This is a genomic window from Poseidonibacter parvus (genome assembly GCF_001956695.1).
In the GTDB taxonomy this organism is placed as follows: Bacteria; Campylobacterota; Campylobacteria; order Campylobacterales; family Arcobacteraceae; genus Poseidonibacter; species Poseidonibacter parvus.
Map to the genome: position 1 here is coordinate 170726 of NZ_CP019070.1, position 25569 is coordinate 196294.

General features: G+C 27.8%; 23 protein-coding genes. 12 read left to right on the forward strand and 11 right to left on the reverse strand.

The genetic code is table 11. The features are described from left to right. Positions 1-48: 48 nt before the first annotated feature. The 6 genes from LPB137_RS00790 to LPB137_RS00815 form a co-directional block, all read right to left on the reverse strand. On the reverse strand, positions 49-525 hold the full coding sequence (locus LPB137_RS00790) for a phosphatidylglycerophosphatase A family protein (RefSeq protein ID WP_076083078.1): 477 nt from the start codon (positions 523-525) through the stop codon (positions 49-51). A 9-nt stretch (positions 526-534) separates the two neighbouring features. Continuing rightward, positions 535-1431: a DNA-binding transcriptional response regulator gene (locus LPB137_RS00795; RefSeq protein WP_076083081.1), complete on the reverse strand. Its 897-nt coding sequence runs from the start codon at positions 1429-1431 to the stop codon at positions 535-537. Continuing rightward, positions 1428-2552: a bifunctional 2-C-methyl-D-erythritol 4-phosphate cytidylyltransferase/2-C-methyl-D-erythritol 2,4-cyclodiphosphate synthase gene (locus LPB137_RS00800; RefSeq protein ID WP_076083083.1), complete on the reverse strand. Its 1125-nt coding sequence runs from the start codon at positions 2550-2552 to the stop codon at positions 1428-1430. The genes LPB137_RS00795 and LPB137_RS00800 overlap by 4 nt, the downstream gene beginning before the upstream one ends. A gap of 57 nt (positions 2553-2609) precedes the next feature. Continuing rightward, a complete protein-coding gene (locus LPB137_RS00805) occupies positions 2610-3431 on the reverse strand; it encodes an HDOD domain-containing protein (protein WP_076083086.1) in 822 nt (273 codons plus the stop codon). 79 nt (positions 3432-3510) lie between these two features. Further along, positions 3511-4452 (reverse strand): FAD:protein FMN transferase, encoded by a 942-nt coding sequence (locus tag LPB137_RS00810; protein WP_076083089.1) that lies wholly within the window; start codon positions 4450-4452, stop codon positions 3511-3513. Beyond that, positions 4445-6499 (reverse strand): 4Fe-4S binding protein, encoded by a 2055-nt coding sequence (locus LPB137_RS00815; protein ID WP_076083091.1) that lies wholly within the window; start codon positions 6497-6499, stop codon positions 4445-4447. Before LPB137_RS00815 ends, LPB137_RS00810 begins: the two co-directional genes overlap by 8 nt. Positions 6500-6652: 153 nt before the next feature. On the opposite strand from LPB137_RS00815, the gene LPB137_RS00820 reads away from it, so the two are divergent. After that, entirely contained in the window at positions 6653-7828 is a 1176-nt protein-coding gene (locus LPB137_RS00820) for an Mrp/NBP35 family ATP-binding protein (protein WP_076083094.1), read from the forward strand. Positions 7829-7911: 83 nt separating this feature from the next. Here LPB137_RS00820 and hisIE read toward each other — a convergent pair whose 3' ends face one another. The 4 genes from hisIE to LPB137_RS00840 all read right to left on the reverse strand — a co-directional run bounded on the left by hisIE (position 7912) and on the right by LPB137_RS00840 (position 11011). Next, the gene (hisIE, locus tag LPB137_RS00825; RefSeq protein WP_076083097.1) at positions 7912-8595 is read right to left on the reverse strand and encodes a bifunctional phosphoribosyl-AMP cyclohydrolase/phosphoribosyl-ATP diphosphatase HisIE; all 684 of its coding nucleotides are present in this window, start codon (positions 8593-8595) and stop codon (positions 7912-7914) included. Positions 8596-8606: 11 nt separating this feature from the next. Continuing rightward, positions 8607-8870 (reverse strand): hypothetical protein, encoded by a 264-nt coding sequence (locus tag LPB137_RS00830; protein ID WP_076083100.1) that lies wholly within the window; start codon positions 8868-8870, stop codon positions 8607-8609. 35 nt (positions 8871-8905) lie between these two features. Beyond that, positions 8906-9994 carry a prohibitin family protein gene (locus tag LPB137_RS00835; RefSeq protein WP_076083102.1) on the reverse strand — a complete coding sequence of 363 codons (1089 nt, stop codon included), beginning with the start codon at positions 9992-9994 and terminating at the stop codon, positions 8906-8908. Between the two features lie 96 nt (positions 9995-10090). Further along, positions 10091-11011: a branched-chain amino acid transaminase gene (locus LPB137_RS00840; protein ID WP_076083105.1), complete on the reverse strand. Its 921-nt coding sequence runs from the start codon at positions 11009-11011 to the stop codon at positions 10091-10093. A 154-nt stretch (positions 11012-11165) separates the two neighbouring features. Here LPB137_RS00840 and LPB137_RS00845 point away from each other — a divergent pair, with 154 nt between their 5' ends. Then, complete coding sequence (locus LPB137_RS00845) at positions 11166-11864, forward strand: hypothetical protein (protein WP_076083109.1); 699 nt, start codon at positions 11166-11168, stop codon at positions 11862-11864. Between the two features lie 65 nt (positions 11865-11929). Then, entirely contained in the window at positions 11930-12493 is a 564-nt protein-coding gene (gene ribA / locus LPB137_RS00850) for a GTP cyclohydrolase II (RefSeq protein WP_076083112.1), read from the forward strand. Between the two features lie 19 nt (positions 12494-12512). Here ribA and LPB137_RS00855 read toward each other — a convergent pair whose 3' ends face one another. Beyond that, the gene (locus LPB137_RS00855; RefSeq protein WP_076083115.1) at positions 12513-13454 is read right to left on the reverse strand and encodes a metal ABC transporter solute-binding protein, Zn/Mn family; all 942 of its coding nucleotides are present in this window, start codon (positions 13452-13454) and stop codon (positions 12513-12515) included. 143 nt (positions 13455-13597) lie between these two features. Between LPB137_RS00855 and LPB137_RS00860 the strand changes: the two genes are divergently transcribed. The 9 genes from LPB137_RS00860 to LPB137_RS00900 all read left to right on the forward strand — a co-directional run bounded on the left by LPB137_RS00860 (position 13598) and on the right by LPB137_RS00900 (position 25566). Then, positions 13598-14194 (forward strand): class I SAM-dependent methyltransferase, encoded by a 597-nt coding sequence (locus tag LPB137_RS00860; protein WP_076083118.1) that lies wholly within the window; start codon positions 13598-13600, stop codon positions 14192-14194. Positions 14195-14329: 135 nt separating this feature from the next. Next, complete coding sequence (gene metH / locus LPB137_RS00865; protein WP_076083121.1) at positions 14330-17806, forward strand: methionine synthase; 3477 nt, start codon at positions 14330-14332, stop codon at positions 17804-17806. Between the two features lie 12 nt (positions 17807-17818). Then, positions 17819-18679 carry a DMT family transporter gene (locus tag LPB137_RS00870; RefSeq protein ID WP_076083124.1) on the forward strand — a complete coding sequence of 287 codons (861 nt, stop codon included), beginning with the start codon at positions 17819-17821 and terminating at the stop codon, positions 18677-18679. Then, positions 18676-19068, forward strand: coding sequence for a rhodanese-like domain-containing protein (locus LPB137_RS00875; protein ID WP_076083127.1), 393 nt, complete (start codon positions 18676-18678; stop codon positions 19066-19068). Before LPB137_RS00870 ends, LPB137_RS00875 begins: the two co-directional genes overlap by 4 nt. Before the next feature lie 5 nt (positions 19069-19073). Continuing rightward, positions 19074-19883, forward strand: coding sequence for an AraC family transcriptional regulator (locus LPB137_RS00880; RefSeq protein ID WP_076083130.1), 810 nt, complete (start codon positions 19074-19076; stop codon positions 19881-19883). Positions 19884-19928: 45 nt separating this feature from the next. After that, positions 19929-20528, forward strand: coding sequence for a LysE family translocator (locus LPB137_RS00885; protein WP_076083133.1), 600 nt, complete (start codon positions 19929-19931; stop codon positions 20526-20528). A gap of 93 nt (positions 20529-20621) precedes the next feature. Then, a complete protein-coding gene (locus LPB137_RS00890; protein WP_076083136.1) occupies positions 20622-23699 on the forward strand; it encodes an efflux RND transporter permease subunit in 3078 nt (1025 codons plus the stop codon). A 2-nt stretch (positions 23700-23701) separates the two neighbouring features. Then, positions 23702-24406, forward strand: coding sequence for an efflux RND transporter periplasmic adaptor subunit (locus tag LPB137_RS00895; protein ID WP_076083139.1), 705 nt, complete (start codon positions 23702-23704; stop codon positions 24404-24406). After that, complete coding sequence (locus tag LPB137_RS00900) at positions 24403-25566, forward strand: TolC family protein (RefSeq protein ID WP_076083142.1); 1164 nt, start codon at positions 24403-24405, stop codon at positions 25564-25566. Before LPB137_RS00895 ends, LPB137_RS00900 begins: the two co-directional genes overlap by 4 nt. The last annotated feature ends 3 nt before the right edge of the window (positions 25567-25569 follow it).

Consider the following 25569-nt stretch of genomic DNA (forward strand, 5'->3'; position numbering starts at 1 on the left):
AAAAACTCTTTCCCTTTTTTATTGCTTTGATTAAATGTAGGTTATATTTTATAATACATACATTGTTAATAACTGATATGTTCCTGATGTTGCAACACCTGCTGCAATTCCTGCAACGATATCATCACCCATAACTCCCCAGCCACCTTTTACATCTCTATCAATTCTTCCAATAACTGAAGGTTTCCAAATATCAAAGATTCTAAAGTATATAAATGCAAGTGGAGCCATTATGATCATGTTTTCTTGTGTAATTCCACAAATAGATATTGCAATCCACATCCCTGCTAATTCATCAATTACAATCTCTTTTCCATCATGTTGTCCAACTTCTTCTTCATATATATTAATTTGCTTTACAGCGATTACTGAGATTAATAGTGATAGTAAAAAAATAGTTGATACATGCACGTATTGTATTAGAGGAAGTACTAATAATAAAGAAATAAAAGAACCAACTGTTCCAGGTGCTACTGGACTTAATCCTGAAAATCCTACTGTTAAAAAAAACTTTCTTAAATTCAAATTCGATCCTTATTTTTTCTTTTCAATACCAAGTTTTTTTCTTTTTTCCCAAAGTGATTTTCTTGAAATTCCTAATTTTTTAGAAAGTTCTGTATCTGGGTATTTTGATTGGTATGATAAAACCATTAATTTTACATAATCATTAATTGTCATAATATTTGTATTACTCATTAATAAGTTTCCATCGTTAAACTCCACTTTTCTAAATGGAAAATCATCTTCAGTTTCAAGTGATGAAATAACACAATCTTTATCTTCAATAAGTTTGATTAAATTTTCTTTAGCACTTCTTTTTAATGAATGATAATCAGTTAGGTATATAATAGTTTTCTTATCTTCAATAGCATTTAATTGCTTTTGCCATGTATTGTTTCCAAGTGAAATAAAACTAATTGGTTTATCTAGTTTACGTGATAATTCAAATACTAATTTATCTGCACATTTTTGTGAGTTTGATTCTATTAATGAAGGAAAAGATGGTGGTAATAAAACATCACTACTATCAATATCTGCCATCATGAAATCAATATATTCACGTAATGTTTGAAGCTCTCTTTTCATAGAACGGCACTCTTTATAATGATAAATTTTTCTTACTAACTCATCCATAATAAATGGCTTCATAATATAATCTTTTGCACCATCTTTAATAGGGTTTGTTACAGTTTCATCAGATATATAAGAAACTAATAGAAGTATAATTGATTTTTTTTCACTATATCTTTTAATTATGTTTTTACATAAAGGTGCTGGAAGTGAAGTTGAAAGTAATACAATATCGTAATCTTTTGTAAGATTATCAATATTTGGTGATTCTATATAATCACAACTATGTCCATCATCTAATAATCTTGAAACTACTTTTTGTGCTAAATAGATTTCATTTTCTATAATTAATATATTCATTTATTTTTCCAGTCATAATATTTTAAAGTTGCAATACTTTGTACTGCAACACCTTCACTTCTTCCTATAAAGCCCATTTTCTCTGCAGTTGTTGCTTTAATATTTACGAAGGGTTTTTCAATTCCTAATAGCTTTGAAATAGAATTTTTAATTTCATTTTTATGAGGGTTTATTTTCGGTATTTGAGCTATTATTGTTAAATCAACATTTACAATTTCGTAACCAACATTATAAATAAATTCAACAATATTTTTTAATAGAATTTTTGAGTCAATATCTTTAAATTCAGCAGAAGTATCTGGGAAAAACTCACCAATATCTCCTGCTCCAGAAGCACCTAACAATGCATCTATTAAAGAATGAATCAATACATCACCATCGCTATGTGCTTTGAATCCATAATCTGTAGGTAGTTTTATACCACCTAAGAACATATCTCTTTTGTCTTCAAATTGATGTATATCAAAACCGGTTCCTGTAAAGAAGTTATTTGAAGGAGCTTTCAAAGAAGGTAAGCTATCTAATTCATCCCCAAAAGTAAGTTTTTTACTTTCAATACTTCCTTTAATATATTTAATACTTCCATTACCTGCTTTAATAGCAGAACTATCATCTGTATATTCTATTTTAGTATTTAATGATTCTTTTAATATTTTAGTGTTTGAAAGTTGAGGCGTTTGTATTAATTTAACTTTTTCTCTGTTTATTGTTTTATCTTCATAGACTACAGTATCAGAAACATTTAAGACAGGTACTATACAATCAGCATTGTCTTTATTTTCTAATAACTCAATAATTACACTTTTGGGGATACAAGCACGTGCAACATCTGAAATCATAACATGAGATGTTGTTACTTCTTTTAGAGAGTTTACAATAGATTCTTGCCGTGTACTACCACCTTCAATAAAAGTAAAATCATCGCAAAAGTTTTTCATATAGTTTAATTCGTTTTTGTGTGAGCACACAATTACTTTTTCAAAATTTGAGTAAGATGAAAGTTTTCTTGTAACATTAAGCCATAATGGTTCATTTTCAATTCTTAGCCATTGTTTCTTTGTATTATGCTTGAATCTACTAGAATTCCCTGCACATAAGACTATTAAAGTAACATTTTGCAAATATTTCCTTTGTGTAAAAAAGTTACATATTATAGTTGAATGTTACTTATGCAAAAGTTAAGAGTTGTTTTCAATCTCTTCTTTTATAGCATCTAGAGAGTTTAAAAAGTGCTCCAAATCAAAATCATATTCAACAACTTTTTTCATAGCCAGTTCAATAGCTTTATCATTTAATGGGTTCCTTATATCTGCTAGAATTTTTACTATTTCTAATATTTGAACTTTTTTTATAAACTCTTTTGGACAATTTTCTAAATCACCAACAAAACCTATTGAAAAAACTAAATTATGACCCAAAGACCAATTTTTAAATATATTGGCTGTAATTCTTGCACAAGTAAAACCTGTAAACTCTTTTTCACAAAATGTAATATCATTTTTTTCATCAAGCATTTTTAAAAAATCTTCTGTTTGTTTTTTCTCTTGAATCACTTCTGAAATAACAAACTTACCTGTTTCTTGAAGAAATGCAGGCAATAATAATTCATCTTTTAAATCAAAATCAATACTAGAAATCCAATTATTGACAATTTTTGAAGCTAAGGCACTAGAGTAAATAAAATCTTCAGTAGATACAGCATAAGCACATAGATTTGATTTTAGAGTTTCTTGAATTACACTTCCCATAGCAATAGAAATAGTAAAATTCATACCTAGTAAATGTATTGCACGACTAAGAGTATCAACTTTACTTCTAAAACCAAACATTGAAGAATTAGCTACTCTTAAAATAGTAGTAACCATTAAAGGATCTTTTTCTATTATTTTTATTAGTTTTTCAGGACTTGAGTTTTCAACTTTCTTAAAATCATCTAATTCTAAGATAGTACTTGGTAAAGGAGGCAGATTATCTATCTTTTCTATTAAGTTTTTCTTCATGCATTTCCTAATTTAAATTCATAACTACTTGTAATTAATAATTATATAGAAAAAAAACTTATATAAGTAACTTTTTTTATTAAGATGTGTATATTTCAATTTCTGGATATGTGCTTTTTAATTTCTCATTTTCTTTTTTTGGCATTACACAAATTGCAGTTGCAAGTGCATCTGCTAGTGTAGCGTTGTTTGCTTTTACTGTCGCACTTTTTATATAATTTGCACTTGTTCTCGTTTTTGTATCAAATAGATGATGATATCTTTTACTAAACATTGTTCCATATCCACCTGAACTTGCCATTGCTTGGTTATTTAGTTTTAAATAAGGAGTATTTACTAGATATGGTGTTGCAATATTCCAATCTCTTTGTTCATTATACCCACCAATTGAATTTAGTTCACCTAAATCAACTAAGACATTTGTAAAACCTTTTTGTCTTAAAATAGAAGTGATTTTATCAGTGATATATCCTTGTGCAATACCATTTAAAGTAATTTGTACATTTGGTTTTTTAAAGCTTATTTTATCTTCTTTAATTTGTATATTTTTATAAGATATTAAGTTTTTTGCTTCTTTAATAGCTTTTTTTAATTTATTCCTATTATTGGAATATTTCGCATGAGCCACCCATAATGGCTGAACTGTTACATCAAAAGCACCATTTGTTTTTATAGAAATATCTTCTGCAAATTTTAGAACTTCAACTAGTTCTTTTGGAGAATTCTCTAAATTTCCATTTTTATTTAATAAACAAATAGATGAGTTTGGAATAAATAAAGAAAAAATATTTTCTAATCTTTTTATTTCATTTATACAAATATCAAGTGTATCTTTAGCATAAAGCTTATTTTTATGAAATAAAGTCATATTAGATTGGGCACCTAAGGCAATTCCACTCCAAGATATTTTTTCTCTTTCATTTGCATTTAAAATATTTGGAGTTAATGAAAAAGCAAGAGAACATGCAGATATTTTTAAAAATTTTCTTCTTGATAATATACTTTTATTTGTTTTATGCATTTTCTTTTCTCCAGTTTTTAATTAACATGTCTTTTTCTTTTTGCGCATCTTTTTTTAGAATTTTGCAAAGATTAGAATCGCTATATATTTGTACGCAATCTAAACATTGAAAACAATCAGCATATTTAATATTTCCACTTTTTTTATCAATAGCCTGATAATTACAAGATTTATGACAATTGTTACATGGGTTACCACACTCAAATCTTCGTGGTAACCAATCAAGTATTTTTAAACGACCCATTAATGATAAGAATGCTCCTAATGGACAGATATATCTACAAAACCCTTTAAATAAGAACATTCCTAAAAATAGCCAAAATAGTGCATATAACACATAAGGTATTTCTCTATCAAAGATTAAAGTAATAGATGTTTTAAAAGGCTCAATTTCTACTAGGTATTCACTAATATTTGGTGCAAAAATTACGGATAAAATTAAACTAGCAAGCACTAGATATTTAATATTTACAAGCTTATCATTTAAATTTTCACTAAATCTAATTCTAGGAAGTTTAAGTAGCCTTCCTAAATAATGAGAGAACTCTTGAAGTGTCCCATAAGGACATAACCATCCACAAAATGTTCCTCTTCCCCAAATTACCAGTGAAATAAAAACAAAAAACCAAATTATAAGTGAAAATGGATCATATAGTAAAAACATCAAGCTTTGAGAATTTACAATTGCTTTTACTACACCTAAAACAGTAACCATACTAAGTTGACCCTGTCCAAACCAACCTATAAAAAATAGTGTAAATATTAAAAGTATACTTCTTTTATATCTTAAATTTGAAAGTAATGCTTGATATTTATAAAGCATAACAAACAAAATAGTTAAAAAAATTGTAAGAACTATTAACTTTGTTTTTTGTTCATAAATAGAACTAAGCCATAAAGGTGTTTTTTCTTCTTTTTTAGGAATTAAAAAATACTTTTTAGGTAAATCCATAGTAAGTGTTAAATCTTTAACTATAGGAGTTCCATATAAAGTGTCATTTCCTCTAACAATCTTAGTATTTAAAGTCCAAGAACTTGATGGATCAAAATCAAATCTTTTATCAACTTGTAAAATTACATCTTGCTCAAAATTTGGAATACCATCTTTTAAATTTACTTCATAATCTCCATCTCTAATATTTAAAGCAAAACCTTCTTGTTTTATTTCAAGTGTATCAGGAGAAGTATTTCTTACAAATTCTTCTCCTAAAATATCATGTGAACCATTTGCAAGAACAAGTATGGCCTCTTCTGTATCTAGAAGTTGACCATCTAATTCATCTTGTGTTGATTGTTTGATAATATTTCTTGAAAGGGTAGGAATGCTTAAATCAGCTACATATATATCAACAAATAATTCCTTTTCTTCATCTTCATCTAATTCATTAAAATATTCTGTATCAATAAATAATTCTTCTGCTTGTTTTTTTGTGATTTTTATATTTTTTACAAGTTTTTTATCAAGAAGCTCTTGCCATGAGTACTTTTCAAAAAGGTCTTTTTTAGGATTAGAAATAGCTTTAGGTGCAACTCCTGAAAGTTTTTCTTTTGCAATCTTTATTCCAGATGCTAAAATACTATCATTTGCAATTTTTACAGAAGCTGTTGCTTTACTTACTCCGTCAATATGAACAGAGCTACCACTACCATTTCCTCCACCAACTTTTATATTATCTTTTAAAGATTTACCTTTGTATTGATTTAAAAATTCAATAAAAGGAGCAACTCCCAAACCTGAAACAAATACAGGTTCATCTTGTTCCAATAATGTAACATCAAGAAAGTTTCCTTCTGTATCCATTTGCACAAGCATATTCATCTTTCCACCAGAAAAGCCTGCAATTGGCGCTAAATCATGAGTTTCAAAGATATAAGAATGTAAAGTATTATTCTTATCCAAAACTTCCCATAAAGCTAAAGTAGTATCTTTCTCACCAAGCTGTAGAGGTTCTTTAAGATAATTACTAATCTGTTCTTTACTCATAGAAGCATTTATGTTGTTAATAGATACAAAAAAAATAAATATAATAAAAAATAAACGAAACATAAAACTCCTTTAGTTTTTTAAGTAAATAAAGAGTATATAATATGAATATAGCTTAAGATTAGCGATAATTAAAAATTTAATTTTTAATTAAGACAATAATTATCCTATTTTAATTATAATACAAAAATATAAAAAATATAAAGGAATTTTTCTATGGCAAATATCGAAGATATTAAAAAAGAATTAGAGAAAGTAAAATATCCTGGTTTTGCAAAATCAATTATTGAATTTGGTTTTGTTAAGGATGTTAAAATAGACGGTGAAAACTGTTTAATTTCTCTTGATATTACATCAAGTGCAAAAGATGTTGAAGAACAATTAACAAAAGATATAAACGCATGTATTAGTGCTATTGGAATGAAAGCAACACTTAATTTCAATAAGCCAGCAGCTCCAAAACAAAGTAGTAATACTGTAAGTGGTAATAACATTGCACCACAAATTAAAAAAATTGTAATGGTAAGTTCAGGAAAAGGTGGAGTTGGGAAATCAACTACAACTGTAAACTTAGCAGTAGCAGCAGCAATGCAAGGTAAAAAAGTTGGTATCTTAGATGCTGATATTTATGGACCAAATATTCCACGTATGATGGGTTTAAATGGTAAAGAAGTAGAAGTAATTGGTGATAAAGCTAAACCTTTAAACGCATACGGTGTTGATGTAATGTCAATGGGTGTTTTAATGGAAGAAGGACAAGCTGTAATCTGGAGAGGTTCTATGATTATGAAAGCTATCCAGCAATTATTAAGAGATATTTTATGGGAAAACTTAGATATCTTATTTATTGATATGCCTCCAGGAACTGGTGATGCACAATTAACTCTAGCTCAAAGTGTACCTGTTGCTGCTGGAATTAATGTTACAACTCCTCAACATGTTGCTCTTGATGATTCGAGAAGATCATTAGATATGTTTGAAAAATTACATATTCCAGTAGCTGGTGTTGTTGAAAATATGAGTGGATTTATTTGTCCATCTTGTAATACTGAATCAGATATCTTTGGAATGGGAACTTGTGATGCATTAGCTGATCAATATAATACTCAAGTATTAGGTTCATTACCAATTGAGCCTGCTATTAGAGAAGGTGGAGATGCTGGTAAACCAATCGTATATTTTGCACCTGAAAGTGTTTCAGCAAAAAGATATATGGAAGCAGCAGCTAAAGTAATTACTTTTGTTGATTCTATTGATGATGATAGAACTAATGAAGATATTCAACCTACAACACCTCCAGGTGTAAGTGCGTGTTCAACAACAGCTGCAGCTGCTCCTAAAAAAGAGCAATCAAGTGGTGAAAGTTGTGGTACAGGATGTGGTTGTCACTAATTGACAATCATTTATTGAAATAAAAAAAGGGAAGATATTTGATATCTTCCCTTTTTTAATGTATTGTTTAAATTAAAATATAACTATTTGGCAGTTCTAGAATTTTTTTCTTCAATTCCAGACATTCCAAAACGTCTAGCTAATTCTTGTTTTACTCTATCTGGGCTTACATTTTTAGATGCAAGTGCAACTAAAACATGGTAAGTAATATCAGCAGCTTCATAAATAATTTCTTCAGTGTCATTATCTTTTATTGCAAAAGTAAATTCGCCTGATTCTTCAACTATTTTCTTAAGCATAGAATTTTCTTCACCTTGAAGAAGTTTTGCCGTATAAGATGTTTTTGGATCATCATTTTTTTTCTCTAATATTGTATGGTATAAAGTATCAATAACTCCGTAAGCTGCTGTTGTATCAACTTCAACAGGAAGTACTTCTTCATTTGTTTTCATACTAGTAAAGAAACATGATTTTCTTCCTGTATGACAAGCAACACCATTTTGTTTAACTTTTAGTAAAATTGTATCATCATCGCAATCAATCATAATATCTAGAACTTCTTGAGTATGTCCAGAACTTTCACCTTTTTTCCAAATTCTTTGCTTACTTCTACTAAAGTAATGAGCAATATTTGTTTCGAGTGTAAGACTTAAAGCTTCTTTATCCATATATGCAAGCATTAAAACTTCATTTGTACTAGCTTCTTGTGTTACAACAGGAATTAAGCCATCCATTTTTTCCCAGTCAATTTTATCTATTTGATTCATTATATAATGCCTTAAAATTTTTTATCAACATCTAGTTTTAATCTATCTATTTGTTTTTTTTCTTTATCTACATCTACATCTAAATTTATTGCAGAATCTTTTTTCCTAATTTCAGAAGGTAGCTCAACTGGTTTATCGTATCTATCTTCTAGTTGATATTTTTCTTCAACTATTTCAGGGTTTAGATTTAGTTTTTTTTCTTCTAGTAGATTTGCATTCACAAAAAGTGTAAATAAAAAAAGTTTGATTAGTATTAATATTGTAGCTTTTTTCATGATAAGAAAAGAGTAGATTTCTCTACTCTTCCTCCTTATTGGCTAACTGCCGTGTCTCTTGATTTATTTTTAGTATCAACCCAAATATTTGGAGTTGAACCACCAGGTGTTAAGAAGATTTTTGCATCCTTATTAACTTTAAGCGCTTCATTAAATTTACCTTGTACATCAATTTGTTGCATATGTAAAAGATTTGGTGTTAAAGATTTTGCAATTGCTTCATTAGCTGCTGCTTGTGCTTTTGCTTCAATAGTAACTGCATCTGCTCTACCTTGTGCTTCAATTCTGTTTGCTTCAGCATCACCAATAGCTTTAGCAGCTCTTTTTTCAGCTTCTTGTTTTGTTCTTAAAACTTCGTATTTTACTCTTTCAGATTCTTGATTTGCAATTTGAACTCTTTCAATTTGCTCTTTAATCTTAGTTGGTAAAACAATTTCTCTTAATTGAACTGATTGTAAAATTACTGGTTGACCATTTAAAGAATTAATATCTTCTTCAATACCAGTTTGAATTTTTACAGCAATTTCATTTCTTTTTGTTGGTAATTCTTCAGCTGTGTAACTTCCTACAACATTTCTTACAACATCTCTTACAACAGGGTTAATAATTTTATCTTCCCAAGAAAGTCCCCAGTTAGCAATTGTATTTGGAGCACCATCTGCTGTTAATCTATATTGAACAGTTAACTCAATTGAAACAGGTAAACCTCTAGCATCAAGAATAGAAATTGCTGGGTTAATTCTAATTCCAGAATCAAATCCACTGATTTCTTCAACTGATTTGTAGTTCATCAATCTTACTTTTGTATCAACTAAGATAACTTTTTGAAATACTGGAATATAGAAATGGAAACCAGGTCTTAATGGCTCTTCTGTATATTTACCTGTAGTTACTTTAATACCCACTTGTCCTGATTCAACAATTACAAAAGGTTTAAATATAAATAAAGCAGCTATAAGTGCAATAATTACATAAATTAATCCTGCTTTTTTACCTAAATTTTTAAAAAATTCAGGTGGCTCAAAAGGAGGTTGATAATTACCACCTCCACCATTATTATTAGATGAACTTCCTCCACCGTTTTGTTGTTGTTTTTTCTTAAAATAGTCGTTATCTATTGGCATAAATATTCCTTAAAATTTTATATTTTATTTATTGGCTTCTTTTGAAGCACAAAAGAGCAAAATAAACTTTGATCTATTGTACTTCAAAAAAATGTTTTAATTAATGTAAGTTAAATCTTTAATGTATTTAGGATTCTTACCTGCAACTACATCAAAATATGCTGTTTGTAAAGCTTCAGTAATTGGACCTCTTTCACCTTTTCCAATAATTCTTGCATCAATATCTCTAATTGGAGTTACTTCAACAGCAGTTCCTGTAAAGAATGCTTCATCTGCAATATAAACTTCTTCTCTTGTTAATCTTCTTCTTACAACTTCATAACCTAAATCTTGTGCTAAATCAATTACCGTAGCTTGTGTGATTGACTCTAATGAGTTATCATTTGGAGGAGTAATAATTACGCCATCTCTAACAATAAAGAAACAAGCTCCAGAAGCTTCAGCAATATAACCTTGGTCATCTCTTAATAATGCTTCATCATATCCACATTCAACTGCTTCACCTTTAGCCATTTGAGAGTTTAAGTAATTTGCAACTGCTTTTGCTTTACCCATTCCAGAAGTATTAGAATTTCTAGTCATTGATGCAATTTTTACTCTTACACCTTTTTTCATTCCTTCTTCACCTAAATATGCTCCCCATTCCCATGCAGAAATAGAAACATTTACAGGTGCTTCTTTATGGTAAAGTCCCATAACTCCATAACCTAAATAAACTAATGGTCTTATATAAGCACCTTCAGTTAATTCATTTTTTTGTAATAATTCAATTTGAGCTTTATTTAATTCATCTTCAGTAAAAGGAACATCAATTAATGTCATTTTTGCTGATCTTAAAAGTCTTTTAGTATGTTCTTCTAATTTGAAAATAGCACATCTACCATCATGAGTTTTATATGCTTTTGTACCTTCAATAGCACCATTTCCATAATGAAGTGTATGAGAAAGTACATGAACTTTAGCATCATGCCAAGCTACAAATTCTCCGTCCATCCAAATATATTTTGCTTCAGTCATTGTATAAATTCCTATTAGATTTAATTTAAGATATTATTTTATCTAAGATAATATTAAAAAATGATGGCATAAGATATTTCTTGTGAATTTTATTTGAATTAGCGTGTATTTATGGTATATTATCAAAAAAATTAATAGGGTACAAATCTACAATATGAATTACAAAAATATTATAAAAACAATCTCTTCTTTGACATTAATTCTTCTTTTATCAGGGTGTACACATAAACTTATTACTTATGATAAAGATGGAAATATAATTGAAGATTTAAGCGAAACAAAAACAGAGAAAATAGAAAAAATTATATATAAAAGACCAGCAGTTTCTTTGTTATTAAAAAACAGAATAAGAGATGTTTTAAAAGCAATGTCTAAAAATGATTTAATTAAATTAAATCAAGAATATATCCATCCTTCATTTGGGTTTTACAACTTATATAAAATTGATGGGGCAAAAGTTATTGTTGAGCAAAAAATGATCTATAATATTGTAGATGAAGAAACAGAAGAGATTTCTCATATAATTTCTAGAGTAAAGCCAAAATCTACAAGTTTAAAAATAATTGAAAAAAATGTTAAGTTTGATTGTAGTCCAAATGACGATGCTTTTTATGGATGGAATGATGATGGTTTATTTTTATCAAATAAAAGTGATTTTCCTCTTTTAAAAATGATGAAAAACTATAGTACTTATAAACAAAAAGATTTTCAAAAAGCAGAACAAATCGAAAATACTAGTTATAAAGTTGTTTTAACTCCTGAGTTATCTTTTTATTTAACTTTTATTGATAATAATTGGTATATAACATTAATAGATAGAATTACTACAGATTGTAGTTCACCAGATTACTAAAACTATTTGCAACTAAGTTGCAAATAAGTATAAAATGATAAAATTCTCCTAAAAAAAGGAGAATTATGTCTCTTCAAATTTCAAATATAGCAAAACTTCCAACACAATATGGTAACTTTAAAATACAGTCATTCAAAGAAAATGAACTTGAACACTTTATTATTTTTACAGAAGAATTACCCTTAATTCCTTTTATACGAATTCATTCTGAGTGTTTAACAGGAGATGTTTTTAAAAGTATAAAATGTGATTGTGGAGAACAACTTGATTTTGCAATGAAAAAGATTGCAAAAGAGGGTGGTATGATAATTTATTTAAGACAAGAAGGTAGAGGAATTGGACTTTTCAATAAAGTTAATGCATATGCTTTTCAAGACCATGGCTTTAATACAATTGAAGCAAATGAGAAATTAGGTTTTGAAGCTGATTTAAGAAAATTTGACTTAGTTCCTAAGATATTAAAAGAGTTTAAAATAGATAAAATTAAACTGATGACAAATAATCCACGAAAATTAAGCGCTTTAGAAGATATTGAAATAGTTGAGAGAATTCCAGTTTTAATAAGTTCTTGTGAATATAACTATGAGTATTTAAAAGTAAAAAAAGAAGAGTTAGGTCATCTTTTATAAAGTAAAACCTTTTAAGGTTTTACTTATTATTTGCTATTGTATTTGCAACATGTATTAGGTTTTTTGACCAATTTGTAGCAAGTGGTGTTTCTTTGATAACTTTTATTTTTAATTCATCTGCAATTACTTTTGCACTTTTATCAGAAAATTCACTTTGTGTAAATATTGCTTTTATATTTTCTTTTTTTGCTTCTTCAATAATTCTTTTTAACATTTTAGGTTTAGGCTCTTTCCCTTCAACTTCAATTGGAAATTGAACTAGATTATAATCTTTTGCGAAATATCCCCATGCTGGATGGAAAACCATAAATTTAGAGTCTTTTGGTATTTTAGAAAAAATCTCTTTTATTTTTTTATCTGTTTGATTTATTTCTTCTAAAAAATTATTATAATTATTTAAATAATAATCTTTATTTGAAGCATCAATTTCAACTAAAGTATCATAAATATTTTTTGCCATAATTTTTACATTTTGAGGACTTGTCCAAGTGTGTGGATCTTCTTTATATTTTACTTCTTCTTTATGTTCATCATGTTCATCGTGTTCATCGTGTTCATCGTGATGTGCATGTTCCTTATGCTTTTTATGTTCATGAGAATCATGCTCATTGTGTTTATCACCATGATGATGATTGTGCTTTTTCATCATTATTCTTTTTATATCTTTTGTCATTTCAACAAATTTCATATTTTTGTTTTGATTCGCAAATTTTTCAAGCCAAGTATCTTCAAATCCAAAACCAATTGGGAAATATATATCAGCCTTTGAAATATGTACCATTTGTGATGGTTTTGGTTCATAAGAGTGAGGATTACTTCCTGGTGTAACCATTGCAACGACATTAATTTTATCTGCTCCAATTTTTTCTACAAATGTTTGTTGAGGTAAAATACTAACTACTATATTTGTTTGTGCATAAACAAAATTTACTAATAAAATAAATGGGATTAAAAATCTCATATAATTCTCCTTTTATATATTGCAACCAAGTTGCATTTGTGGAATAATAATAAAAAATTTATTAAATGCAACTTAGTTGCACTTAATAAATTAATGATATAATAAGTAAAATACAAAATTAAGTAAAATAACAAGGTTTAAATATGAGTCAACAAGAGTTTTGGAATAGTAAATTTTCAAGAGATGGTTTTTTATATGGTACAAAACCAAATGCATTTATCTCTTCTAAAATAAAACTTTTAAGAGATAAATCACAAGTACTATGCTTAGGTGAAGGTGAAGGAAGAAATGCAATATTTTTTGCAAAAAAAGGCTATGAAGTCACAGCTTTAGATGCTTCAGATATTGGATTATCAAAACTTCAACAAAGAGCAACAGAAGAAAATTTGAATATTCATACTTTGTGTTTAGATTTAAATGAATGGGATACAAGTCATAAATATGATGTAATCGTAGCTTCTTATTTACATATGCATAAAGAAGATAGAATATCATTATTTGAAAAAATTGAAGAATCTTTAAATGATGATGGTTACTTTATTGGTGAATTCTTTTCTACAAAACAAATAAACTATTCAAGTGGTGGCCCAAGGGATGAAGACTTACTATATACTGTTGATGATTTTAAAAAATCTTTTGCCTTATGTGATAAAGAAATATATGAACAAGTTACAATACTTGATGAAGGAAAAGGTCATCAAGGCGAAGCTTGTGTTATTAGAGTAGTAATACAAAAATAGCATATATTAAAAAATCTAATCAATACTCTATTACTAGGGTATTGACCCAATAATCGCTTAACAGAAATTTAACGAAAATTTGAATACACTCCAAATAATTAATAGAAATAAAAAATATAAAAAATAGAGAATAAAATGTTAGAAAAAATACAAAATATCATAAAAGAAAAAATACTAATAATAGATGGAGCAATGGGAACACAGCTTCAAATATCTGATATCAAAGCAGAAGAGTGGATGTATGAAGGCGTTGATTTAGAAGGTTGTAACGAACTTCTAAATTTAACCGCTCCTCATATCTTACGAAATATTCATGATAATTATGCAAGTGCTGGTTCTAATTTAATTACTACAAATACTTTTGGTTCAATGCCTTGGGTTTTAGATGAATACGATATTCCTCAGACTTCTTATGAATTATCGAAATTAGGAGCACAACTTGCAAAAGAAGCTTGTGTAAAATATGAAACACCTGATAATCCAAAATTTGTGTTAGGTTCTGTTGGACCTGGTACTAAACTTCCTTCACTTGGACATATAAAATATGATGAAATGTATGAGGGATATAAAATAATGGCTCAAGGGCTTGCTGATGGTGGAACGGACGTTTTCTTACTTGAAACTTGTCAAGATCCTTTACAAATAAAAGCAGCACTTCATGCACTAAATGATGCAGCTCCACAAATTCCAATTATGGTATCAGTAACAATTGAAATGACAGGAACAATGCTAATTGGAACAGATGCACAAACAATTGCAGCTATTATGGCTCCTTTTAATATTTTATCACTTGGTTTTAACTGTGGAACGGGTCCTAAGCAAGTTCATAAACATGTAAAATCATTAAGCGAAGTTTCAAAGTTTCCAATTTCTGTTCATGCAAATGCGGGACTTCCTCAAAATAAAGGTGGAGTTTCTTATTATCCAATGGGACCAGAAGAGTTTACAAAACTACAAAAAGAGTTTTTAGAAATTAATGGGGTTGCATTTTTAGGTGGATGTTGTGGAACAACTCCTGAACATATAAAAGTACTTTCTCAAACAGTTAAAGATATAAAACCTTTAAAACCTTGTGGATTCTTAAAAGCATCGTTAGCCTCACTATTTAGTACAGTAACTTTAAAGCAAGAACCTGCACCACTTCTTATAGGTGAACGTTCAAACGCTACAGGTTCAAAAGCCTTTAGAGAATTACTAAAAGCAAATGATTATGAGGGAACTTTAACTGTTGGACAACAACAAGTAAGAGCAGGGGCACATATTATTGATGTATCTGTTGGGTTTGCAGGTCGAGATGAAAGAGAAGATATGGATAAGGTTGTTGAGCTTTATTCTCAAAAGATATCACTTCCTTTAATGCCAGATTCTACACAAATTTATGCACTTGAAGCAGCACTTAAACAAATTGGTGGAAGACCAATTATTAACTCTGTTAACTTAGAGGATGGAGAAGAGAAATTTGATGCTGTTTGTAAGTTAGCTAAAAAATTTGGAGCTGCTTTAGTATGTCTTACAATTGATGAAGTTGGAATGGCAAAAACTAAAGAAGATAAAATTAGAATTGCTGAGCGTATTTATGACTTATGTGTAAATAGACACGGTTTTGATCCTCATGATTTAGTATTTGATATGCTTACATTTACTATAGGTTCTGGTGATGATGAATATAGAACAGCAGGTATTGAAACACTTGAAGCTATTAGAGAATTCCAAATACTTCATCCTGAAGTAGGTACTACTCTTGGACTTTCAAATATCTCTTTTGGTTTAGACATAAAAGCTAGAGCTTATTTAAATTCTATTTATTTAGATTATTGTGTGCAAGCTGGTTTAACATCTGCTATTGTAAATGTAAAGCATATTTTACCTCTTAATAAAATCTCTGAAGCAGATAAAAAAGCTTGTGATGATTTAATCTTTAATAATCAAGAAAGTGGTGATCCTTTATTTACTTTTATTGAGCACTTTTCAAACGTTGATGATTTAGAAGAACAAAGTGATGAAGAATACCAAAATCTTGAACCTATTGAGAAAGTTAAGAAGTTATTACTTGATGGTGATAAAGATAGATTACTTCCTTTAGTTGAAGAATTAAGACATGATGTAAAACCAGAAATAATAGTAAATGAATGGCTAATTGATGGTATGAAAATCATTGGTGAATTATTTGGTTCTGGACAAATGCAATTACCATTTGTATTGCAAAGTGCAGAAACTATGAAAGCTACAGTTGATGCTTTAAATCCATATTTACCAAAAGAAGAAAAAGCTAGTGAAACTGTAATTGTAGTAGGAACTGTAAAAGGTGATGTTCATGATGTTGGTAAGAATTTAGTTGATATTATTCTTTCAAACAATGGATTTAAAGTTATAAACATTGGGATAAAAGCTGATTTAAACTCTTTCTTAATAGCTGCAAAAGAGCATAAAGCACAAGCTATTGGAATGAGTGGATTACTTGTAAAATCAACTGCTGTTATGAAAGAAAACTTAGAAGAGTTACAAAAAATGGGTATTGATATTCCAGTACTTATTGGTGGAGCAGCACTTACAAAAGGTTTTGTAAATGATTTTTGTAGACCTATTTATGATGGACCAATTTTCTATTGTAGAGATGCCTTTGATGGTGTAATTTCTATGCAAAGAATTGAAGAAGGTGACTTAGAAAATACTGCTTTAGCAGCTGATTTAATTGAAGTAGCAGATACAAGTGATAAAGTTGAAAAGGAAGAGGTTGTAATTCCTCCTTATGAAGAGATATCATTACCTCCTAAAGCACCTTTTGTTTTTCCTCCTTTATGGGATAGAATTGGAAAAAGTGGAAGTGCAATAGATAAAGAGTTAGTATTTAAATGGATAAACCATAGAGTTTTATTTAGACAAAGATGGGGATATAAAAGAGGGAAACAAGATAGAGATGCTTTCTTAAAATATGAAGAAGAAACAGTAGAGCCATTATATAGAAAACTAAAAGATGATTTACTTGATAAAGATATCTTTGATCCTATTGCTATATATGCTTATTATCCTTGTATTTCTCATGATAATAAACTTTATATTTTTTCTAAAGAACATTTATTTAACTCTGAAGAAGAAGCTAAAAATGTGCCACCTTTAGAAGAAGCTATAAAAGTTTTAGAGTTCCCTAGACAAAAGAGAAAACCATTTAGATGTATTCCTGATTTCTTTGCAAATGATAGATTAGATGTAGTTGCATTTACACTTGCAAGTGCAGGACTTAAAATATCTGATTATGAAAGAGGGCTTTATGATGAAGGTAAATTTACTGAATATTATCAAGTTCATGGACTTGGAGTTGAGCTAGCTGAAGCTTTAGCTGAGGTACTTCATAAACAAGTTAGACTTGATCTAGATATAGTTGCTAAAGAGGGACATACTTTAAATGATGTTCAAATGAAACAATATACAGGTTGTAGATATTCTCCAGGATATGCAGCTTGTCCAGACTTGGCAATGAATAAAGATTTCTTTGATTTACTTAATCCTGAAGAGTATGGAATTGAATTATCTGAAACATTCCAAATGCATCCAGAGCAAACAACTTGTGCAATAGTTGTGCCTCATAAAGATGCAAACTATTATAATATTTAAAGTTCTTAAACTTTGAGTAATAATGCAAAAGGTCTAGCACTTACATCGCTAGGCGTTTTGATTATGAGTTTAGAATCTCTTTTTGTAAAACTTACAAATATTGATGCACTTACTTTTTGTTTTTATCTTGGTATTTTTATATTTATTTCTATGACATCATTTTTGATTATAAAACAAAAAGATATAATCAATAAAATCACAAGTACTTCTTTTCCAATGTTAATAATATGTGCTACTTTAATGGGAAGTTCTAATGTTTTCTTTATTTCAGGACTTAAAAATACAAGTGTTGCAAATGTTGTTTTAATTTTTGGAACAGCAGCACTATTTTCAAGTTTATTTGCTTTTTTGATTTATAAAGAAAGAATCACAAAGAATATAATACTAGCTTCTATTTTTATGATAATTGGTCTTGTTGTAATTTTTGTTGATGAATTAAGCTTGGGAGGGATGAAAGGAAATCTTTTTGCTCTTTTATCAGTTTGTACTTTCTCTTTAGCTTTTGTATTTTTAGTAAGATATAAAAATATTAGTCGTGTAGTATTAACAGCATGTCTTGGAATTAGCATGAGTATTATTTCATTAATTTTTAGCGATACCTTAAATATTGATTTAAGAACATTAGGAATTATTGCAATTATGGGATTGTTTATAACACCAGTTGCAAGAGTTTTAATGGGTAATGGTACAAAATATATAAATGCTAGTGAAGTTACACTTTTAATGATTATTGAAACAGTTATGGCACCTGTTTGGGTTTGGTTGTTTTTAAATGAAATACCAAGTTCAAATACTTTTATTGGTGGTTTTATAATAGTATTTACATTAATTATAAATTCATTGTATACTTTAAGAAAAGGAAATATAAAATGACACAAATCCACTTTTATGAAGCAAAACTTGCTTTTGAAATTGATTCTTGGGATCTTAATGATGCCATAAGTAAAAATAGTAATATAGTTGTAATAGATGCAAGAGCTGTTGACGCTTATAATTTAGAGCATATTCCAAATGCTATAAATATTCCACATAAAACAATGAATGAAGAAAGTACAAAGCATTTAGATAAAAACAAAAACTATGTTACATATTGTGATGGAATTGGATGTAATGCTTCAACAAAAGGAGCTTTAAACATGTCTAAGTTAGGCTTTAAAACAAAAGAATTATTAGGTGGTCTTGACTGGTGGATTAGAGATGGTTATAAAACTTCTGGTAAAAATGCAAAAGCTGCTACAAATATTTCTTGTGGATGTAACTAGTTTACATGAATAAAACTTTTACGAAAGTCTTTATTCATGAAAAACTTCCTTTTTTAGAATTAAGATACTCTAATTCTAATGCACATTATAAAAAACATTTTCATGATACTTTTTCTATTGGTGTAAATAAAAAAGGTACTAGTATTTATCAAAATAGAAATAAGTCTTATATTCTAAAAAAAGACATGTTAAGTATTATTAATCCAAAGGAAGTACATTCTTGTAATTCTTGCTCAGATATTTTAAATATTTACTATATGCTATATCTAGATATTTCCTGGTGCGAAAATATTCAAAGGTTGATTAACCCTGATATTAAAGAGTTTGTAAATATTCCTATTTCAATTATCAAAGATAAAAAATATTATTTAGACTTCTTGCACTTATGTGAATATCTATTAAGTGATAATTTAATACTTGATAAAGAAAATGAATTGTTAAAATTCTTTTTAGATTTCTTTTCATTAAATTTAGAAAAAAAAGAAGAAAAAATAGTTGATGAAAAATTTTATGAAATTCAAGAGTTTATAAATGAAAACTTTCAAGAAAATATATCTTTAGAAGATTTATCAAAAGAGTTTAATCTAAATCCTTTTTATATTATCAGGCTTTTTAAGTCACAGATGAATTTAACTCCACATTCTTACCTTTTAAATGTAAGAATTAATAAAGCAAAAGAGTATTTAAAAAAAGGTTATTCAATTTCTGAGGTTGCTCAAGAATCAGGGTTTTTTGACCAAAGTCATCTTCATAGGAACTTTTTAAAGATTGTAGCAAATACACCTAATGAATATAGACTCAATTTTGTACAATAATATATTTTTGAATTACTTTATACTTTAAAAAAATTAGGAGTATAAATGACACTTACAATATTAATTGCTATGCTTAGTTTTTCTTTAGCTATGTCAATATCACCAGGTCCTGTAAATATATTAATACTTTCATCTAGTATTAATAATGGATTTCTAAAAACTTTTGCTTTTATTAGTGGAGCTACTATTGGTTTTACACTATTATTAATTTTTGTTAGTTTTGGTTTAAGTACAATTTTACTTGATTATCCGGACTTCTTAAAATATTTAGGTTTATTCGGAGCTTTATTTATAATATTTATGGGATATAAAATTGCATCTTCAACTCCAGATATTGAAATAAAAGATGATATAAAATACTTGAAGTTTTATGAAGGCTTTTTATTACAGTGGCTAAATCCAAAAGCATGGATAGCTTCAGTTTCTGGAACTTCTATGTTTTCAATTAATCAAAGCAGCTTACTCATTTTTGTTGTAATATATTTTATTGTTTGCTATTTAAGTCTTAGTTCTTGGGGACTTTTAGGCCAAAAAGCAAAGGTTTTATTAAACACAAACTCTAGATTAAAAGTATTTAATATTTTTATGGGAAGTATATTAATCTTTTCTGCTTTATCTTTAATTGTCATTAACTTTTCTAAATAGATAAACTCTTATTTACTTTCATTTACTTTATATTCATAAATGATTTAAGGAAGTGGATTACTATGTCAAATAATAATTTGGCGGAGAATAAGAATGAGTAATGTAATAGAATATTTTTTAAAGAATTCACGTCTTAACTATACACTTTTAATTTTTATATTAATTATGGGGATTTTTTCTTATATAAAAATACCAAAAGAGATGTTTCCAACTGTTACTTTAGATAGTATTCAAGTTAGTGGAAGTTATAGTGGAGCAAGTGCTGATAATCTAAATAATTTTGCTGTAATAGAAATAGAAAATCAAATAGATACAATTTCAGGTATTGAAGAAGTTACATCAACTATTAGAAATGGAAGCTTTACTATTGAAGTTGAACTCCAAGATGGAGTTGATAAACAAACTGTACAAGATGAGATTAGTGATGCCGTAAGTTCAGCAAAGCAATATCTTCCAAGTGATATGACAGAGCCTACTGTTTCAAGTGTACAAAGACAAAAATCACTTTTAAATGTTTCTATATCTTCACAAAATAAAACAAAAGCTCAAATATTAAAAATAGCAGAAACTATAAAAACAAAACTATATCAAGTACCAAGTATTAGTGAGATTATGATATTTGGGGATAGTGATTTACAAATAGATTTTTACTTAGATCATAAAAAGATAAATATGTATGGATTGCAAAGTGATTCTGTTATATCAGCCTTACAAAATTTATCTTATATCTATCCTGTTGGTCAAATTGAACAAGTTGGAAATCATATCTACTTAACTGCTAATAATAACAAATTTGATAAGAAAATTTGGGAAAATACAATTATAAAAGTAAATGATAAAAAAGTTTACTTAAAAGATATTGCTAATATTTCAATTGATTATCCCTTAGATGAGACAATATCAAGATTGAATGGAAAAACTACTGTATCTCTTAATGTATATAAAAATGATGAAGGTGATTCAATAGCTGTTGCAAACACTATTCAAGATATTTTAGAAAAATATGAAAAATCAAGTTCTGATTTAACTATTGATATTACAAGAGATTCATCAGGCCCTGTTGATGATAGAATAAAAACAATCATCTCAAATATTACTTTAGGTCTTATCTTAGTAGGACTTGCTATGCACGTACTTATTTCTACAAGATTATCTTTAGTAATTGTAATGGGAATACCCTTTTCTTTTATTTTAGGTCTTTTAATAATCGAAGCTATGGGATATAGTTTAAATATGATTTCTCTTATGGCTATTCTTATGTCACTTGGAATTGTAGTGGATGATGCGATTATTGTAAGTGAAAATATTCAAAGGCATCTTGATGAAGGGGCTGACATTAATGATGCTGTCTTAAATGGTGCAAAAGAGATGATTGCACCTGTATTAATAGCAGCATTTACAACGATATTTGCTTTTTTACCAATGCTTTTAATTAGTGGTGAATTTGGAATTTTGATGATGCTTGTACCAATAGTTGTTTCTGTACTTATTTTTGCATCTTTGATTGAATCATTTATCTTTTTACCTCTTCATGCAAAACATCTTTTAAAAAGAAAAGATAAAATGCTTGATTGGACAAAAGCATATAATTTTTATGAAAGTATCTTACATAAAATAATCCATTATAAAAAAACTTTTTTGATGATGTTTTTTATAACTGTTCCATTAATTACATATTTTCTAATCAGTCAAAGTAGATTTCAAATGATGCCTGATATGGTTTCTAGAAATGTAACACTATCTTTTAAACTTGATGAATCAAAATCACTAGAAGAGACAGATATTATCACTAAAAAGTATGAAGAAATTCTTTTGAAAAATTCAAAAGATTTATTTATAAAAAATATTGATTCAACTGTTGGAAGATTTACAAATGTTGCAAGTTCAAGTGAAACAATTGAAAATGGTTTTACCTTATCTTTAGAACTTGAAGATGCAAAAGAAGATGATTTTTTAAATAGATATATAAATCCAGTATTAAACTTTAGTTTTGATTTTGAACAAAAAAGTAAGATAAGAACAACTTCTACAAATGAAGCAATGGAACAAATAAGAGAGCTTGTAACTGCTCAAACAAAAGAAGACAAAGTTGTAGAGTTCAATGTAGTTACAAGTAGAATTGGTATCGTAAGAACTGATATTGAGCTAAAACTAAGCAGTGATAATAAAACAGCTTTACTAGAAGGTATTAATACTTTAAAAAGTGCAATTAGTAAAATGAAAGGTACAAAAGATATTGCGGATGATACACAACTTGGTGATTGGGAATATAAATTTTCACTAAATAATTATGCAATGAATTTAGGACTTACAGATAAAGAAATAGCAACACAGATTACAAACTATTTTATGGAAAAAGACCAAGGTGATACTTTTAATAAAGATGGAGTAATTAATATAAAAACTCAATCTGTTTATAAAGATAGTTTAGATGAATTAAAACACTTTTTAATAGCAATTGATGATACAAAAGTTGAACTGTCACAACTTGTTGATTTTAAAATTGAGCGAAACTTTGAAAAAATTGAAAAAGAAGATGGTTTAATACAGAAAAAAGTATTTGCAAATGTAGATACTAAAATTACAAGTGCAAATGAAGTAATAAAACAGCTTGACGCAACAATTAAAGAGATTGAAAAATCAGGAGTTACTATAGGATTTGGAGGTGAGAGAGAAAAAAGTTCTCAAATGGCAAGTGATATGTTAAAAGCTTTTATGGTTGGTCTATTTTTAATATTTTTAACACTACTTATAAATTTCCCATCTTTTAAAAGTGCATTTATTATACTTTCTGTTATTCCCTTTACCGTTTTTGGGGCTGTTTTAGGACACTTTATTATGGGAATAAATCTAAATTCCCAATCATTTATAGGAATGCTAGGACTTGCTGGTGTTGTTATTAATGATGGAATTATTATGTTAGATTTCTTACACGATACAAAAAATAGAAAAGAGTTTTTTGTGAAAGCAAAACAAAGAGTAAGACCTATCTTAATCACATCAATTACGACAATCTTAGGACTTTCAACTTTAATATTCTTCCCAACAGGAGAATCTGTAATGCTTCAACCAATTGCAATTTCATTAGGATTTGGGATTGCATGGGGAACTATTTTAAACCTAATATATGTACCTGCTTTATACGCAACTTTATTTAAAATCAAGGATTAATTATGAAAAAATATTTACTTTTACTAATAACACCACTAATAGTTTTTGCACAATCATATATGGCAAAAGTTGAGCCTTATGATAGCTTTACAATATATGCACAAACATCAGGACAAATTACAACTCTTGATAAAAATGATGAAACGAAAGTTGTAAGTAAAACAATTATCAAGCTTGATTCATCTTTAGAAGAAAAAGAATTAGCAATTTATAATAAGCAACTAAGTTTATATAAAAAGAAGCTAAGTATTCTAAATGCTAGTTATAAAAAATATATAACTATTAGAGGTAAAAGTCAGTCTGATAAAGATGATAAATTATATGATTTAATTGAACTTCAAATTTCTATTGAATCATTAAAATTAGATATTAAAACTATTCAAGACACTTTAAAGAAAAAAACTATTGCAGTTAAGAATAAATATATAAAGCAGTTTAACGTTAATCTTGGAGATTATGTAACAGCAGGTACTGAACTTGCAAGTGCTTATGATATTAGTAAATCAAAAGCTATCGTTTATATAAGTGATGATGATTACAGTGATATTGAAAATAAAAAAGTACTAATTAATGGAAAAGAAGGTTTAGCAAAGATTGAAAAAGTAGATAAAACTTTAGATGAAACTTTTGTATCAGCACATAAAGTTACTATTACTTTAGATGATAATAATTTTGGAAAAGTTTTAAAAGTGGAGTTTGTAAAATGAAACAATTATCAAAATTAACACTATTGAGTTTAATTCCTCTACTTGCTTTTTCAAGTGAGCAAACAAGTCAAGTCTTATCAGATACAAAACAAGAGATAATTGAACTAAAGCAAAAACAAATTGAACAAAAAGAACAATATAATAAATATGATTGGCTTTCAGATATTAATTTAAATGGAAGTATAAAAAAAGATCAAGACTCGGATACTACAAGAGATTTTAACCTATCAATTTCTCAAGATATATATAAATTTGGAGGAATTACTTCACAAATTGATTATGCAAAACAGTTAAAAAAAATGGAAAGTCTTAGCTTGAGTATTAGTACAAAAGAGGATTTAGATACTATTTTTTCTACTTTACTTGATGCAAAAATAAATGAAATTAATTTAGAACAAAATAAACTAAATGTTTTAAACAGCGAAATTGATATAAGAAGTAAAAAATCTGAATATAAAGCAGGCGAGCTTGGCATTAGTGATTTAAATGATGCCATCATGACAAAAAATACATTAAGTGATACTCAAAAAGAATTAGCTTTAGCAAAGTTAGTAAATATCAATACAATAAAAAAATACACAAGTAAAAACTATAAAAATATAGAAATACCAAGTGTAAAATTAATGAGTAAGGAAATATATTTACAAAATGCAACATCAATAAACTATATAAAAGTAGAAAATGAAGTGAATAATTCATTATATGAGATTAAAAAAAGTGATTATTTACCATCTTTAGCTGTTACAGGACAATATGGATATCAAGATAGCTCAACTATTGATGGTGATGATTATTATAATTATGGCTTAAATTTATCTATGCCCCTTAGTTACACTTCATCAAATGATATTGAGCAAACTAGACTTGATTACTTAATTAGTAAAAAAGAGTTAAATGATGAAAAAGTGAGTAGTGAAACTACTTATGATGAAAAAGTCTTAACTATTAAAAGTTATGAAGAGCGAATTTTATTGGCTCAAAATGATATTAAATTATATGACGAACTTTTAGAGGTAAATGAAGAAGAGTATAAAGCTGGGTACAAAACAATTGATGATGTTGATACAATTAGAAATTCTAAAATGATTCGAGCTTTAGATATAAAATTATATAAATTGAATATCCAAAAACAAATTTTAGAATTATATTTTAACATATAAAGG